Consider the following 14,118-nt stretch of genomic DNA (forward strand, 5'->3'; position numbering starts at 1 on the left):
CGCGTTGGCCGCGCTAGCCATGGAGCCTGCGGTAGGTGGTTGCGGCCGCCGGATGCAGCCGCTGCCCGCCGGTGGAGATCAGCGTATCGGGGGTGAGGTATTGGATGCCGGCGCTATTGCGCGGGATCAGTTCGCGCGCATGGTCCACCAAGAGCTCCACGATTCCCGCCGCCACCGGGGCCGGCAGCGCGGCGTTGGCCATCAGCAGGTTCGCCACTCCCACGGTGTCCACCTCGGCCACCCCCGGATAGGTATGACGCGGGATGATCACATGCTCGTAGAGCCGCGGATGCTCCGCGCGCAAGGCCGGCAGCACCCCCGCCAGATCGATCAGCCGGAGCTGCATAGTCCGCCCCAACGCCGTGATGGAGCTGACCGGGATGCCGCCGAAAAGCAGGAGCGCATCGATCTCCCCTGCTTCCAGGGCCTGCAGTCCGGCCACATAGCCCAGTTGGCGTTCTCTGGGCTGGGTTCCCTCCTCGTCCAGCCCGGCGGCGGACAGGATGCGCTGCCCGGTCACCCAGGTGCCCGACCCCGGCGCCCCGGTGCCCAGCCGCTGGCCGGAGAGGTCCGCCAGCGAGCGGATCCGGCTCCCGCGGCGCACGATGCAGTGGTAGTAGTTCTGGTAGACCCGGCCCAGCGCGACCAGCGAGGAATCCGCGGAGCGCTCGTGCTGGGCCACGGTGTCCGCCAGCGCCAGCGAGAGCCCGGCCTTCCCGTTCTCCAGCAGCTCGAGGTTTTCGACGCTCGCCTCGGTCACCAGGGCTTCCGAGTGCGCGGCGATGCCGTAGCGGACCAGGGCCGCGGCGAGCAGGTTGGCGAATTCAAAGTACATGCCCCCGCTTTCGCCGCCGGCCACATCCAGCCGCTCGATCAGCGCGCCCCTGGTGCAGGAGGCCAGCGCCGGCAGGCCCAGGGCGCCCAGCCCGGCCCAGCGCAGCACGCTGCGCCGGCTCGGGTTCCGGTGCTCAGCCAGCTTGGCCACCCCCGCTCGGCGCCTGGCCGCGTGGCATCAGCAGGCTGAAGCACAGCCCTCCGCCTTCGGCCGCCGCGATGCGCAGCTCTCCGGCGTTGGCGCGGGCCAGGCGCTCCACGATCGCCATGCCCAACCCGGTGCCGGGGGTCGCCCCGGCCGGGTCCGCGCGCCAGAACCGCTCGGACACCTGCGCTAGCTGTGCTTCGCTCAGCCCGGGGCCGTGGTCGCGGATGCTGATCTCGACGAGTTCAGGCGTGGCCCGCAGGGTGGTTTCGATCGGCGTCCCGGCGGCATATTTCAGGCAGTTCTCATAGAGTTCGGCGAGCATCTGCTGCAGCTCGAACTCGTTGCAGGCCAGCAGGACCTCCGGTTCGTTCCCGGATTCCAGCAGCAGCTCGGTGCCGCTTTGCCGGGCCGCCGAAGACTGCCGCTCGATTTCCTCGATCAGCAGTTCGCGCACCTTGACCGTTTCGACCTCCGCCGTGCGGGCAGCCGGGGTGCGGTCCGCCGCCTGCTCGGAGAGCCGATGATCCGCGCTGGCCAGCCGGAGCACCGCGTCCAGCAGCGACTCCACCCGGTGCAGTTCCTTCTCCACGGCCTGCACCGCCTGCGGATCCGCAGCCGCTGGGAGGCGCAGCTTCAGCAGATCCACCCGCAGGCGCAGCGCCGCCACGGGATTGCGCAGCTGGTGCGAGGTTTCGGCAATCAGCTCCCGCTGCTGGGCCAGGCTCGCGGTCATCGCATCGGACATCTTGCTGAAGGAATGCGCCAATTCGCGCAGCTCCGGAGGCCCGGCGGCTTCCAAGGGGGTCGAGGTCTTCGTCTTGGCCAGTTCCTTGGTCGCTTCATTGAGCCGGTGGATCGGCTTGAGCACCCAGGCGGTGACCCGGTCCGCGAGCAGCAGCAGCCCCGCCCCGGCCGCGATGCTCAACAGCACCACCCAGATCCATCGCTGCAGCACCAACCGGCGGGAGATGTCGAGGTTGACTTCCAGCAGCGCCGAGCCGAGCACCTGGGTGGAATTGCCGAAAGGGCGCGCGATCAGCGCATTGCCGGTGGCGAAGGGGTTGATCGCGGGGATGTCGGTATGCGCGAGGTTCAGCTCGGTATTCTCCAAGGCCCGCGCCACCTCCGGCCTGGTGGGATCGAGCTGGCCGGAGGTCAGCGTTTCGGTGCCCAGGCGCACCAGCAGAGCCTCGTCATAGAGCTTGGAATAGGTGTCCATTTCCAGCTGCAGCTTGCCGTGCTCGGCCTCGGCTTCGGCCTGGGCGCCCAACTGGATGAATCTATTCAGCGACGCTTCGCGGCTCAGCCGCAGCTCCTGGGCCGCATCCACGCTCGCGCTCTGCATCAGCACCGCGGAGACGATCACGACCAGCAGGGCCAGCAGCGATCCCAGAATGGCGATGACGCGCAATCTCATTGGAGGTTTGCCTCGAGGCGGTAGCCGACACCGCGGACGTTGATGATCATTCCGGGACGCTCGAGCTTGGCGCGCAATCCGGTCAGGTGCACGTCCAGCGAGCGGGAAACGGCTACGAAGGCATCTCCCCAGAGGGCATCAAGGATCTGCTCCCGGGTGACCACCGAGCCGGCATGCTTGGCCAGCAGCGCGAGCAGGTCGAATTCCTTGGCGGTCAGGTTCAGCGCCCGCGCCCCCAACCGGGCCTCGCGTTTGTCCAGGTCGATGCCCAGCTCCCCTACCTGCAGCAGGGCGCTGACCGGTGAGCTCATCCGCGACCGGCGGGCCACCGCCTCGATGCGCGCGAGCAGCACCGTCAACCCGATCGGCTTGACCAGATAGTCGTCGGCGCCTTGGCGCAACCCGCGCACCACGCTGCGTTCGTCGTTGCGGGCGCTGAGGATCACCACCGGGGTGGTGGTCACCAGGCGCAGCTTGCGCAGCACCTCCAGCCCATCCATATCCGGCAGGCCGAGGTCCAGCAGGATCATGTCCGCCTCGCGGTGCCGCAGCAACGCGTCCTCCCCGCGGGTGACGCATTCGGCGGTGTGCCCGGCAGCTGCGACGGCGTCGGCAAGGGCCGTGGAGACGGCGTCGTCATCCTCGACGATGAGCAGCTGCAAGGCCACGTCCTTTCAAATCTTGGTGCACCACGCACTGTGAAGCACTTTATCAGCTGGTTTCGGCGGCTTGCCGGCCCGCTGCTTTCCTAAGATTCACTTAAGAGTTGGCGCACGCCTTGGTTATGTCGCGCATCACCCATACATTAGATCTGTCTCTCTAGTGGCAGTGATGAAGATCAACGTCGATTCTTGCTCACACCCGCTGGTCCGAGGCATCCCGGTACTCGCACCGGATACGAGCAAAAACTTTAAGGACTTCATTCATGGCCGAACAGCATCAACCGGGCGCCGAGAGCGCGCCGGTGCACGCCGACCACGACGGCGGCAGAGCACCAAAATGGAAGATTGTCGGCCCCGGACTGGTTGTCGCGGCAACCGGTGTGGGCGCCGCCGATATGGTCGCGACCCTGGTGGCCGGCAGCCAGTACGGCTACGCCCTGCTGTGGGCGGTGATCCTGGGCGTCATCCTGAAGATCGTTCTGGTCGAAGGCGCCGGACGCTACACGCTGGCCACCGGCCGGACGATCTTCGAGGGCTGGAAGTCCCTGGGCCGCTGGACCACCTGGTACTTCGGTCCCTACATCATCCTCTGGGGCTTCGTTTACGGCGCCACCGCGATGAGCTCGGCGGCGATGCCGCTGGCGGCCCTCTTCCCCGCAGTGGACCTCAAGATATGGGCCGTGCTGATGGGCCTTGCCGGCTTCGCCATGGTCTGGTTCGGCCGCTACTCCTTCTTCGAGAAGGTCACCGCGGTCCTCGTGGGCATCATGTTCGTCACCGTCGTCGGCTTGGCGATCATCGCCGTGCCGAACGTGCCGGAAATGCTCAAGGGCCTGGTGCCGATGATCCCGTCCGGCGGCGTGGTCTACACCCTGGCTCTGGCCGGCGGCGTCGGCGGCACCATCACCCTGGCCGCCTATGGCTACTGGCTGCGTGAAAAGGGCTGGAACACCCCGAAGTGGATGCGCGTGATGCGCATCGACAACTCGATGGCCTACGTGATGACCGGCATCTTCGTGCTCGCCATGCTCGTGGTCGGCGCCGAGGTCGTTCGCTCGGCCGGGGTATCGATCTCCGCTGGCGACCGCGGCCTGCTGGACCTGGGCGAGGTGCTGAACGAGCGCTACGGAACGTTCGTCGGCACCGGATTCCTGGTGGGCTTCTGGGCCGCCTCGTTCTCCTCGATCATTGGCGTGTGGAACGGCGTATCGTTGATGTTCGCCGACTTCTGGGGCCACATGCGCAAGAAGCCCGCCGGCCACAAGGACACGCTGACCGGCGGCAAGTACTTCAAGTTCTACGTCCTCTGGCTGACCTTCCCGCCAATGGTGCTGTTCCTTTTGGACAAGCCCATCGCGCTGATTCTCGCCTACGGCGTGCTCGGCTCGCTGTTCATGCCGTTCCTGGCGATCACCCTGCTGGGCCTGCTCAACGGCAAGCGCATCCCCAAGGGATGGGCGAACCGCTGGCACACCAACACGGCGCTGGGCATTACCGCGCTGCTGTTCATCTCGCTGGGCCTCCAGCAGCTCTGGAAGAACATCGCTCCGCTCTTCGGCGGTTAGCCAATCTCCATCTAGGCCACCGGCCCGAGTTCCATACTCGGGCCGGTGGCCTTTTTCATGCGCCAACCCGGCAACTGCGGTTAGGCTTCAAGTACGAAGCTAGGAGGATCCATATGGGCCAGAGTCCACACCCAGCGGTGGCAGAAATTGAACGCATTGGCATCCTGGGTGCCGGCCGGGCGGGCACCGCCTTGGCTCGTGCGGCCGCGTCGGCCGGCATCGCGGTGAACATCGCCTCCTCACGGCCCGTGGGCCAGATGAAATACCATCTGGCCCAGTATGCTCCGCAGGCCCAGGCGGTGCCGGCCCAAGACATCGGTGCGGGCGTCGACCTCGTCGTCCTCATGGTCCCCCAGGAGGACCTGGACGAGGTGGCGCAGGACAGCCTGGCGGATCTGGTGCTGCTGGATGCGACAAACCGCTGGCAGGACGAGCCCTTGCCCGACTGGCTCGAACTCAGCCTGCGGGCCGGGCTATCCAGTTCCGAGGCCATCGCCGCGCATTTCCCGGAGTCCCGGGTCGTCAAGGCGCTGAACCACATCAGCCACTGGGATTTGGACTCCGACGGAGCGGCAAAGACCGAACAACGACGCGCGCTCGCGATCGCCACCGATGATCCCGAAGGCGCCGGGCTCGCCGCGGCTTTGATCAGCGCGCTGGGCTACGAGCCCGTTCGCCTGGCCGATCTTGCCGCCGGCCGCTGGATGGAACCGGAGGGCGAGATCTTCAATCAGGTACTTGGCGCCGAGCAGCTACGGGAGATCGTGCAGGCCTAAGCCGCATCCGGCAGAACAAACTGGACCACGGCGACAGGGTGGCGCAAACCTTCGCCAGAGCCCAGAAATCGGCCGTTTTGCTGTGACGCTCAACACTGATTCGGTGAAAATTAATGCGAAACTACTGATCAAACCCGAGTTTCCCGCATGATTCCGCGGATTTTGGAGCCCTGGTGGCCAATCCTGCCCGATTGGCAAACGCCGCCGGACGGTGGTAAAGTTTTACTTCGTTGCCAGCGATAACAACGCAGACAACGCATAACCTGCGCGGGTGGCGGAATAGGTAGACGCGCTAGCTTGAGGTGCTAGTCCTCGCAAGGGGGTAGGGGTTCAAGTCCCCTTTCGCGCACAGGTGAAATCCCCGGTTGACTTCGGTCAACCGGGGATTTTTTATAACTACTACCGTCGGCAATCTGAGGGTTAAGTCCCAACTAGGCGATCACCGAGGATTCATCTCAGCTCCGGCTCAGTTATTCAGGCGAAAACCCGCTCGTCTTAGTTGGATTAGCATCCCGGCGCCGGTAGAATAGTAGACACCAACACTTGCAGGAGCGCACATGTCTACACTTGAAATGCGATCTGGTTGGGTGGAAGAAGCCACTCACAGCGTATACCTTGAAGGTTTAACCGTCAGCTCGGAATATGCTGAAGAATCAAAAAATTACGTTGCGGGTGATATCACTGCAGATGAGCTAGTGAGGATTACCCGGGAACGATATGGCCTCAAGTAGTAGTATCGAGGATCCATATTTGACCAGCCCCGATGGAGTTCTGAGGAACTTAGTCGGGGCCGACTCGTATCAAGCGCTCGCTAAGGCTGAAGCCGACCTATTCCACGCACGTGTCGTTCAACTTCGCGACCATGAACTAGTGGAACCAACTCGAGATGCCTGGGAAATAAGAGGCCTCCACAGGCATCTATTTCAAGATGTTTACGATTGGGCCGGCGAGTACCGTACCATCAATATGCGGCGGGGTTCAGGGCAATTTTTTGCGCCCAGTTCTCACATTCCCTTTCTTATCGACAATGTCATGTCCGAGCTGGCGAATCGCAACCATCTCAAAGACTTGGAGAAAGAAGAATTCATTGATTCACTTGCGAAATTCTACGACGAGCTCAACCACATTCACCCGTTCCGTGAAGGAAATGGCAGAGTGCAACGAACTTACTGGTCGAGAATAGCGTTTTCCGCCGGTTGGTATTTGGTTTGGCAGCCTATACAAGGTAACGAATTGAACGAGACAAGTAGAATCGCAAGGGAAGATCTGAATCTAGAGCCTTTGCGTCGGGCTCTGGATAAATGTGTCACGGCCGTACCCCCGGTTTTAAGAACCTGAATTGTTCCACGTACCGTTGCACGGTGATTTATTTACCGCATCTGCTACTTTCATTGGCCCTGAGTCCCCGCCTTCGGTCTGCCCGTCGATGCGTAGGATCAGGTGAGCTAGCGGTTGCCAGCTGTCCAAGTAGGTCTTGCATGACTTCGCTGACTCCTCGGGAGGGCGACCACTGATCTACTCCGAGCACCGCAACGTCCGTGACCGTCGTGTAAGTTGTTTTAGCCATGGTGCAAGTATGGGAAACCCTGCTAGGCGTCTAGGAAGTCCAGGTAGCCCTCGAATAACTTTTTGCGGACTCCCGGCACGTTCGATTCAACGATAAGGTTCAGTTCGTCTGCGTGGTCATGGGCTCGGTGCGGGAAATAGCCGGCAGCGTCGCGTTCACGTTTCGGAAGTAGCTGCATAAATGCCACGGACGTCCACTTCAACAATCGCGGCTGGTCCCAAACATTCCGGTTCAGCACAAAAAGCCTTGTTACATTTGGTTCACGAGAGTTTTCATTTTCCACTGAAACCAATGCGGCAGGATGGCTCCAATCGCGCTGCAATAGTTCAGTTGCAAACCCTAAAAATTCACCGCGCTCATTTGGCCAATCCGTCCTTGTTTCACCTGCCCGCTAGGGTCATACTTTGGTCATGGAGATTGAAGTTCGGTACGTACACGCCGACGACATTTATGCGGTCAGCGTTCCCGACGTTGAAGGCGCTTTGACTCAGGCAAAAACCTGGGAGGAAGTGCCGTATATGGCACGTTCGGTGGTGGCCGACCTGACCGGCGTCGACATTGCGAGCGTGACCGTGGCAAGTGTTATCGAATTGGACGACGGCGACTAGCTTCCACGTTGGGCCCGAAGTTTGCACCATCCTTTGCACGGCCAGCCCAGTTGCTATGGCATGCCCGGCGCTGCCTAAACCATCAGCGCTTCGATATCGCGATCGAATTCGTACGGGGCATTCGTTTCATTTGACCGGACATACCGACCCTTGAATGCTGACCGAATCCAAGGTTAACTCTCCAGAACTCGCTAGGTGGGCACGCAGTTGAGCGAAAAGTTGCTGGAATCGGCTCATCGCCCTTCATTATCTAGTCGACCGGTAGCAGCCTTATACGCGTGGGCGTTCTGGTTGCACCGCCTGCCCGTCCACCAATCCGCTGCACGCCGAGCCAGGCCGAACCAACCCATCGCGGCTATTGGTAATATCGACTCGACCCTCATTTGTCCTACGGTCTTATCCCCGATCCGGCTGGAGCCTCTTTTCATGCGCATCGCCATGCTCTCCCTGCACACCTCCCCCATGCAGCAGCCCGGGTCCGGAGACGCCGGAGGCATGAACGTCTACATCCAGAATCTCTCCTATGCCCTCGGTGCGCTGGGGCACGAGGTGCATATGCTCACCCGCACCGCCGAGCCAAGCAGCAGCGCCGAAGTAACCCCGGGCGTGTGGATGCATCAGGTGCAGGTCGCCGCCGGCCAGGTGCTGAGCAAGGACGAACTGCCGGGTATCATCGATGCGGCCGCCGAGCGGATCGCCGCTCATTTGAGCGAGCTGAAGATCGACATCGTGCACGCGCACTATTGGCTTTCGGGCCTGGTCGGGCGGCAGCTTGCCGCAGCCTGGCAGGTGCCGCTGGTGCTCACCATGCACACCTCGGCGGCGGCCAAGGAGTTCGAGTCCGGACTACCCGAGCCGGAGCTGCGCAAGGAATCCGAGCGGGCATTGCTGGCCCAGGCCGACCGGGTGATCGCCAATACCCCCGTCGAGGCCGCCCAGCTCGAGCGCTTCTACCAGCTCGAACGCGAGCGGCTCGACGTGGTGCTCCCGGGGGTCGACCACCGCATTTTCCACCCGGAGCAGGACAAGCTTGCCCGCCCCCTGGGCGAGGATGACCTGCATCTGGTTTACGCCGGGCGCATGCAGCGGCTCAAGGGGGCGCACCTGCTCATCGAGGCGCTGGGCATTGCCCAGCGCAGCGCACCCGAGCTGCGCATTACCGCCTCGCTCTTCGGCGCGCTCTCCGGCGGCGGGGACTACGACCTGCCGGCCCTGGGCCGCCGCGAAGGCATCACCGAGCGCTTGAGCTTCTTCGGACCGCTGCAGCCGGCCGAACTGGCAGCGGTTTTCGCCAACGCCGATGTGGTCGCCGTGCCATCGCTTTCGGAGACCTTCGGGCTGGTCGCCGCCGAGGCGCAGGCCTGCGGCACTCCGGTGCTGGCCAATCGGGTCGGCGGATTGGGCTACGCGGTGGACGATGGGGTTTCGGGCTGGCTGATTCCCGAGCCCTCGGCACAACTGTGGGCGCAGCAGCTGATCGAACTGGCCCGCAATCCGGCGCGGGTGACCCGGGCCGGGCATGCGGCCCTGGAGCATTCGGGCGAATTCACCTGGGAGCGGGCCGCGGTGTCCACGCTGGCCAGCTACCGCATGTCCTGCCAATGCCGTTCCTAAGCGGTTCAGCTCCGCGGCTCGCCGGTGGACGCGGTGATCACCATGTCCTCGAGCTTGGGCAGCGCCGCGGCTAAACGGAGCTCGGCCTCGGCGGTGATCCCTTGGATCTGCGAGAGTGGCGCGTCGGCGACGAGGATCGTTGAGCTGCCCTGCAGCCGGTGCCCCACCCAACGCAATTGCAGCCGCGAGACTTCGAGCACCCCGGGAGCGCCTGCCAGCGCGGCCTGCGCGCGGGAAACCAGTTCGGGCTCGATGCCGTCCATCAGCCGCCGGCCGATGCTTTTGACCGTCCCGGCGAGCAGCACCAGGATCGCCGCGGAAATCAGCAGGCCGATGACCGGATCGGCCAGCGGGAAGCCGAGCATCACGCCCACCGCGCCGAAGACCACGGCCAGGGAGGTGAAGCCGTCGGTGCGCGCATGCACCCCGTCGGCCACCAGCGCGGCCGAGCCGATCTTCTGCCCGACCCGGATCCGGTAGACCGCCACCAGCTCATTGCCGGCGAAGCCGATCACCCCCGCGGCGAGCACCCACCACAGGTTCTGCAGCGGCTGCGGGTTGACCAGCCGCTCGATCGAATGCCAGGCGGCGAGCACCGCGGACAGCGCAATGACCAGCACGATGAACAGCCCAGCCAGGTCCTCGGCCCGCCCGTAGCCGTAGGTATAGCGCTTGCCCGCCGCCTTGCGGCCCAGAATGAACGCGATCCACAGCGGCACGGCGGTCAGCGCATCGGAGAAGTTGTGGATGGTGTCGGCCAGCAGCGCCACGGACCCGCTGAAGACCACCACGATCACCTGCAGCACCGTGGTGGCCAGCAGGATCACCATGCTCAGCTTCAGCGCGCGGATGCCCTCCCGGTTGGCCTCCATGGCGTCGTCGATGGAATCGGCGGCATCGTGGCTATGCGGCATGAACAGCTCGATCAGCCACCCCTTGAAACCGGTGCGGTGCGTGTGCACGTGGTCAGCGGTGGCGTTCACGGCGTAGCTCGCTCGCCGCGGTGGTGCGCGGGCACGCCGCCCAGGGCATGCTCGGCCTGGTAGATCGCGTCGGCCACCAGCTTCCTGGCATGCTCGTTCTCCAGCCGGTACAGCACCTTGGTGCCGTCCTGGCGGGTGGAAACCATCCGGGCCAGCCGCATCTTGGCCAGATGCTGGGAGACCGCAGCCGGGGATTTGCCCACGATGCCGGCCAGCGCGCCCACCGCCATTTCACCTTCGCGCAGGGCCAGGATGATCCGTACCCGGGTGGCGTCTGCGAGCATGGAGAAGACCTCTACCGCGAGTTCCACATACTGGCTGTCGACCTGCAGCGAACAAACTCTCTTATCTGCATTCATACGCACATTATGGCATTACAGGCCTTTCCCGGCTAGGGCCCGCCGCCAGCGGGCGCTAGACCTCGCGGGTCAGCCGCAGCTCGAAGTGCGGCTTGCCCCTGCGCGGATTCCAGCCCTGCACCGCGAACCCCGTGGCGCTGGGCGCAAAGGCCAAGTCCACGACGGCCGGCAGCACCACCGGAGTATGGAATTCGATCTCCCACTCGTAGTTCCCGCTGGCGGGCTCGATCGCCGCCAGCGCGCGGGCGGCCAGGTAGATGCCGTGCGCGATGGCCCCGGGCATGCCCAAGGCCTTGGCGCTCAGCGGGCTGAGGTGAATCGGGTTGTAGTCCCCCGCCACCGCGGCCCAGCGCCGTCCGGTGCCGCCGTCCAGTTTCCAGGCGGCGGTGCGTTGCGGCGGCACAAAGGGCTCATGGGCCTTAGCCGGAGTTTCTCCGCCCAGCCTGACGCCCTTGGCCAGAAAGGTGCTGCGCAGCGTGAGCCGGGTTTCCCCGGCGACCACGATCTTCACCACCAGATCGCAGCAGGCCCCCTTGGCGTGGGCCACCAGGTTCTCGGCATTCACCTCGACGTCGAAGACCTCCTCCTGGCCCAGCGGCTCGGTGACCGAGACCTGGTTGCCCAGGTGGATCATGCCCAGCAGCGGCAGCGGGAAGTCACCGCGCAGCATCAGCGACATCGCCAGCGGGAAGGCCAGCGAGTGCACATACAGGCTCGGAAGCTTGCCGTTGACCGGCGCGCTCACCGCCTGGCGGTAGGCGGTGAGTTTTTCTTGATCCGCTCGGGCACCTTGGAAGATCAGCGTCACCTCGGGCAGCACCGGATTTTTCGGCTTGCGCGTGAGGGTTTTCACCGCCCGGGCATAGACCGCGGCCATAGTCGGGATTTCGGTGACTAGCTCGGCGCCCATCTAGGCACCCACCAGCGACTGGCCGCAGACGCGCAAGGTCGAACCGTTCAGCCCGGCCGCCGCGTCGGAGCCGAGGAAGGCGATGGCCTCGGCCACGTCCACCGGCAATCCGCCCTGCATCAGCGAGGGCAGCACCAGGCGCGCCACCGTGCGGGTGCCCAGCGGGATCTTCGCGGTCATCTCGGTTTCGATGAACCCGGGGGCCACCGCGGCGATCGAGCCGCCGTGCTCGGCGAACAGCCCCGCGCTGGCGCGCACCATGCCGATCACCCCGGCCTTGCTCGCCGCATAGTTCGTCTGCCCGCGGTTGCCGGCGATCCCGGAGGTGGAGGCCAGCGAGACCACGCGCAGACCCGGCAGCTTCGCGGCGAGGAAGACCTCGTTCATGCGCAGCTGGGCGGTGATGTTCACCGCGATCACCGAGTCCCAGCGCCCGGCGTCCATATTCGCCAGCAGCTTGTCCCGGGTGATGCCGGCGTTGTGCACCACCAGATCCAGCCCGCCGTGGCGGGACAGGGCGTGATCCAGGATCCGCGCCCCGGCGTCCGTGGAGGTGACATCCAGTTGCAAGGTGGTGCCGCCGACCTCGTTGGCCACCTTGGCCAGCGCATCCCCGGCGGCCGGCATATCCACCAGCACCACCTGCGCCCCATCGCGGGCCAGCGTGCGGGCGATGTCCGCGCCGATGCCGCGGGCGGCGCCGGTGACCACCGCGACCTTGCCGCTCAGCGGTGCGCGGAAATCTGCCGGAAGCTCGCCCTGCGCGGTCCGCACGCCCAAGAATTGGCCGTGCACATAGGCGCTGCGCCCGGAGAAGAAGAAGCGCAGGGCGCCCAGCGCGCTCGGGCTGTCCAGCTGGGTTTCGTTTTCCAGCACGATGCCGTTGGCCGTGGCCCCGGCGCGCATTTCGCGTCCGAGCGAACGGATGACCCCATCGATGCCCTGGCGCACCGCGGCGACCGCGGGAGCATTCTCGGCCAGCGCGGGGCGGGAGAAGGAGACCAGGCGCGCCCCGGGGACCAGCTGGCGCAGCGCGGCGCCGGTGCTCAGCATCAGCTCCGAGAGCTGTTCGGGGTCGGTGAGCTCATCGAGCAGCAGCACGATCCCGCCGAGCTTGCTCTGCCCCGCGTCGTGCCGGCGTACGTCCAGCCCCCAGGAGACCAGGGTGTCGCACAGCTGTTGGGCGCGTGCGGAGGCGCCGAGCACCAGCACCGGGCCGGGCAGCAGCGCGGTGTCCGGGGTGTAGCGGCGCAGCCGCGGCGGACGGGGCAGCCCGAGCAGCTTGGCCAGCTTCTTGGTCATTCCGCTATTAACTAGTTCCAGGTACTTATCTGCCATTTAGCTTCGTGCCTCCAAGATTGCCACTACGCCCTGTCCGCCGGCGGCGCACACCGAAATCAGTGCGCGCCCCGAACCCTTTTCATGCAGCATTTTCGCGGTGCTGGCGATCAGCCGTCCGCCGGTGGCGGCGAACGGGTGCCCGGCGGCCAGCGAGGAGCCGTTGACGTTCAGCTTAGCCCGGTCGATGGAGCCCAGCGGCGCATCCAGCCCGAGCTTTTCGCGGCAGAACTCCGCCGATTCCCAGGCCTTCAGCGTGGCGAGCACGGTGCCGGCGAAGGCCTCGTGGATCTCGACGAAGTCGAAGTCGCCCAGCGTGAGGTTATTGCGCTCCAGCAGCCGGGCGGTGGCGTAGGCCGGGGCCATCAGCAGCCCCTCGGCGCCGTGCACGAAGTCCACCGCGGCGGCCTCGAAGTCCACGAAGTTCGCCAGCATCGGCAGGTCGTTGTCCGCCGCGAACTCTTCGCTGCCCAGCAGCACCGCGGAGGCGCCGTCGGTCAGCGGGGTGGAGTTCGCCGCGGTCATCGTCGCTTCCTCGCCCAGGGTTTTGCCGAAGGCCGGCTTGAGCTTGGCCAGCTTTTCCATGCTCGAGTCGGGACGCAGGTTATTGTCCCTGGCCAGGCCGTTGAACGCGGTGAGCAGGTCATCGAAGAAGCCGCGCTCGTAGGCGGCGGCCAGATTCTGGTGGCTGGCCAGCGCCAGCTCGTCCTGTTCCGCCCGGGTGACGCCCCAGGCGTGGGTGGTGATCGCCTGGTGCTCGCCCATGGACAGCCCGGTGCGCGGCTCGCCGGTGCCCGGAGCCGAGGGGGCCAGATGCGCCGGGCGCAGCTTGGACAGGGCGGTGAGCTTGGCCTTGGTGCTGCGCGCGCGGGAGAGTTCCAGCAGCACCGCGCGCAGCCCCTCGGAGACGACGATCGGCGCGTCACTGGTGGTGTCCACCCCGCCGCCGATGGCCGAGTCGAGCTGGCCGAGCTTGATCTTGTTGGCCAGCGAGCCGATGGCCTCCATGCCGGTGGCGCAGGCCATCTGCACGTCGTAGGCCGGGGTGGCGGCGTCCAGCGAGCTGCCGAGCACCGACTCGCGGACCAGGTTGAAGTCCTTGGAGTGCTTGAGCACCGCGCCGCCGGCCACGGCGCCCAGGCGCGCACCCTGCAGGCCGAAGCGGGCCACCAGGCCTTCCAGTGCTGCGGTGAACATGTCCTGGTTCGAGACGTTGACGTAGGCGGTGTTCGAACGGGCGAAGGGAATGCGGTTGCCACCGATGATGACTGCATTGCGCACTGGCTGGTCGGCCATGAAGGAACTCCTAGGGTTGTGAGAAGTATTACTGTAACCAA

At 65.2% G+C, this 14,118-nt stretch carries 15 protein-coding genes and 1 tRNA gene; 7 read left to right on the forward strand and 9 right to left on the reverse strand.

Annotation, left to right across the window (positions count from 1 at the left end):
- Positions 1–13: 13 nt before the first annotated feature.
- Genes CQ019_RS05225 through CQ019_RS05235 form a run of 3 tightly spaced genes read right to left on the reverse strand, consistent with a single transcriptional unit; the run spans position 14 to position 3,061 of the window.
- Positions 14–985: a TAXI family TRAP transporter solute-binding subunit gene (locus tag CQ019_RS05225; RefSeq protein ID WP_258133860.1), complete on the reverse strand. Its 972-nt coding sequence runs from the start codon at positions 983–985 to the stop codon at positions 14–16.
- Positions 969–2,399 (reverse strand): HAMP domain-containing sensor histidine kinase, encoded by a 1,431-nt coding sequence (locus tag CQ019_RS05230; RefSeq protein WP_105569077.1) that lies wholly within the window; start codon positions 2,397–2,399, stop codon positions 969–971. The genes CQ019_RS05225 and CQ019_RS05230 overlap by 17 nt, the downstream gene beginning before the upstream one ends.
- Positions 2,396–3,061: a response regulator transcription factor gene (locus tag CQ019_RS05235; RefSeq protein WP_105552482.1), complete on the reverse strand. Its 666-nt coding sequence runs from the start codon at positions 3,059–3,061 to the stop codon at positions 2,396–2,398. Before CQ019_RS05235 ends, CQ019_RS05230 begins: the two co-directional genes overlap by 4 nt.
- A gap of 263 nt (positions 3,062–3,324) precedes the next feature.
- On the opposite strand from CQ019_RS05235, the gene CQ019_RS05240 reads away from it, so the two are divergent.
- The 5 genes from CQ019_RS05240 to CQ019_RS05255 all read left to right on the forward strand — a co-directional run bounded on the left by CQ019_RS05240 (position 3,325) and on the right by CQ019_RS05255 (position 6,740).
- Entirely contained in the window at positions 3,325–4,626 is a 1,302-nt protein-coding gene (locus CQ019_RS05240) for an Nramp family divalent metal transporter (RefSeq protein ID WP_105552102.1), read from the forward strand.
- A gap of 113 nt (positions 4,627–4,739) precedes the next feature.
- A complete protein-coding gene (locus tag CQ019_RS05245) occupies positions 4,740–5,402 on the forward strand; it encodes an NADPH-dependent F420 reductase (RefSeq protein ID WP_105552101.1) in 663 nt (220 codons plus the stop codon).
- Between the two features lie 265 nt (positions 5,403–5,667).
- Positions 5,668–5,751 (forward strand) — tRNA-Leu (locus tag CQ019_RS05250).
- Between the two features lie 208 nt (positions 5,752–5,959).
- Positions 5,960–6,133 (forward strand): antitoxin VbhA family protein, encoded by a 174-nt coding sequence (locus CQ019_RS18440; RefSeq protein WP_176484109.1) that lies wholly within the window; start codon positions 5,960–5,962, stop codon positions 6,131–6,133.
- Between the two features lie 19 nt (positions 6,134–6,152).
- Positions 6,153–6,740: a Fic family protein gene (locus CQ019_RS05255; RefSeq protein ID WP_181148249.1), complete on the forward strand. Its 588-nt coding sequence runs from the start codon at positions 6,153–6,155 to the stop codon at positions 6,738–6,740.
- Between the two features lie 251 nt (positions 6,741–6,991).
- Here the strand turns inward: CQ019_RS05255 and CQ019_RS18445 are convergent, their stop codons facing one another.
- Positions 6,992–7,156: a hypothetical protein gene (locus CQ019_RS18445; protein ID WP_181148250.1), complete on the reverse strand. Its 165-nt coding sequence runs from the start codon at positions 7,154–7,156 to the stop codon at positions 6,992–6,994.
- Between the two features lie 223 nt (positions 7,157–7,379).
- On the opposite strand from CQ019_RS18445, the gene CQ019_RS18210 reads away from it, so the two are divergent.
- Complete coding sequence (locus CQ019_RS18210; RefSeq protein WP_105719010.1) at positions 7,380–7,577, forward strand: type II toxin-antitoxin system HicB family antitoxin; 198 nt, start codon at positions 7,380–7,382, stop codon at positions 7,575–7,577.
- 426 nt (positions 7,578–8,003) lie between these two features.
- A complete protein-coding gene (locus CQ019_RS05265; RefSeq protein ID WP_105569078.1) occupies positions 8,004–9,191 on the forward strand; it encodes a glycosyltransferase in 1,188 nt (395 codons plus the stop codon).
- 5 nt (positions 9,192–9,196) lie between these two features.
- Here the strand turns inward: CQ019_RS05265 and CQ019_RS05270 are convergent, their stop codons facing one another.
- From CQ019_RS05270 to CQ019_RS05290, 5 genes are read right to left on the reverse strand one after another with little or no spacing between them, the layout of a single operon-like run.
- Positions 9,197–10,174, reverse strand: coding sequence for a cation diffusion facilitator family transporter (locus tag CQ019_RS05270; protein ID WP_308727235.1), 978 nt, complete (start codon positions 10,172–10,174; stop codon positions 9,197–9,199).
- Positions 10,171–10,533: a metalloregulator ArsR/SmtB family transcription factor gene (locus CQ019_RS05275; protein ID WP_105552097.1), complete on the reverse strand. Its 363-nt coding sequence runs from the start codon at positions 10,531–10,533 to the stop codon at positions 10,171–10,173. Before CQ019_RS05275 ends, CQ019_RS05270 begins: the two co-directional genes overlap by 4 nt.
- Before the next feature lie 55 nt (positions 10,534–10,588).
- Positions 10,589–11,443 (reverse strand): MaoC/PaaZ C-terminal domain-containing protein, encoded by an 855-nt coding sequence (locus tag CQ019_RS05280; protein ID WP_105552096.1) that lies wholly within the window; start codon positions 11,441–11,443, stop codon positions 10,589–10,591.
- Positions 11,444–12,781 (reverse strand): 3-oxoacyl-ACP reductase, encoded by a 1,338-nt coding sequence (locus CQ019_RS05285; protein WP_105569079.1) that lies wholly within the window; start codon positions 12,779–12,781, stop codon positions 11,444–11,446.
- Positions 12,782–14,077, reverse strand: a complete 1,296-nt coding sequence (locus CQ019_RS05290) for an acetyl-CoA C-acetyltransferase (RefSeq protein WP_105569080.1) — start codon at positions 14,075–14,077, stop codon at positions 12,782–12,784.
- Positions 14,078–14,118: the final 41 nt, after the last annotated feature.

Source organism: Arthrobacter sp. MYb229, from assembly GCF_002975405.1.
GTDB lineage: Bacteria > Actinomycetota > Actinomycetes > Actinomycetales > Micrococcaceae > Glutamicibacter.

Excerpts from the sequence above, each read along its gene's own strand:
- CQ019_RS05230 (WP_105569077.1), bottom strand. The coding sequence starts at position 2,399 with ATGAGATTGCGCGTCATCGCCATTCTGGGATCGCTGCTGGCCCTGCTG.
- CQ019_RS05240 (WP_105552102.1), top strand. The coding sequence starts at position 3,325 with ATGGCCGAACAGCATCAACCGGGCGCCGAGAGCGCGCCGGTGCACGCC.
- CQ019_RS05245 (WP_105552101.1), top strand. The coding sequence starts at position 4,740 with ATGGGCCAGAGTCCACACCCAGCGGTGGCAGAAATTGAACGCATTGGC.
- CQ019_RS18440 (WP_176484109.1), top strand. The coding sequence starts at position 5,960 with ATGTCTACACTTGAAATGCGATCTGGTTGGGTGGAAGAAGCCACTCAC.
- CQ019_RS18210 (WP_105719010.1), top strand. The coding sequence starts at position 7,380 with ATGGAGATTGAAGTTCGGTACGTACACGCCGACGACATTTATGCGGTC.
- CQ019_RS05265 (WP_105569078.1), top strand. The coding sequence starts at position 8,004 with ATGCGCATCGCCATGCTCTCCCTGCACACCTCCCCCATGCAGCAGCCC.
- CQ019_RS05275 (WP_105552097.1), bottom strand. The coding sequence starts at position 10,533 with ATGAATGCAGATAAGAGAGTTTGTTCGCTGCAGGTCGACAGCCAGTAT.
- CQ019_RS05280 (WP_105552096.1), bottom strand. The coding sequence starts at position 11,443 with ATGGGCGCCGAGCTAGTCACCGAAATCCCGACTATGGCCGCGGTCTAT.
- CQ019_RS05285 (WP_105569079.1), bottom strand. The coding sequence starts at position 12,781 with ATGGCAGATAAGTACCTGGAACTAGTTAATAGCGGAATGACCAAGAAG.
- CQ019_RS05290 (WP_105569080.1), bottom strand. The coding sequence starts at position 14,077 with ATGGCCGACCAGCCAGTGCGCAATGCAGTCATCATCGGTGGCAACCGC.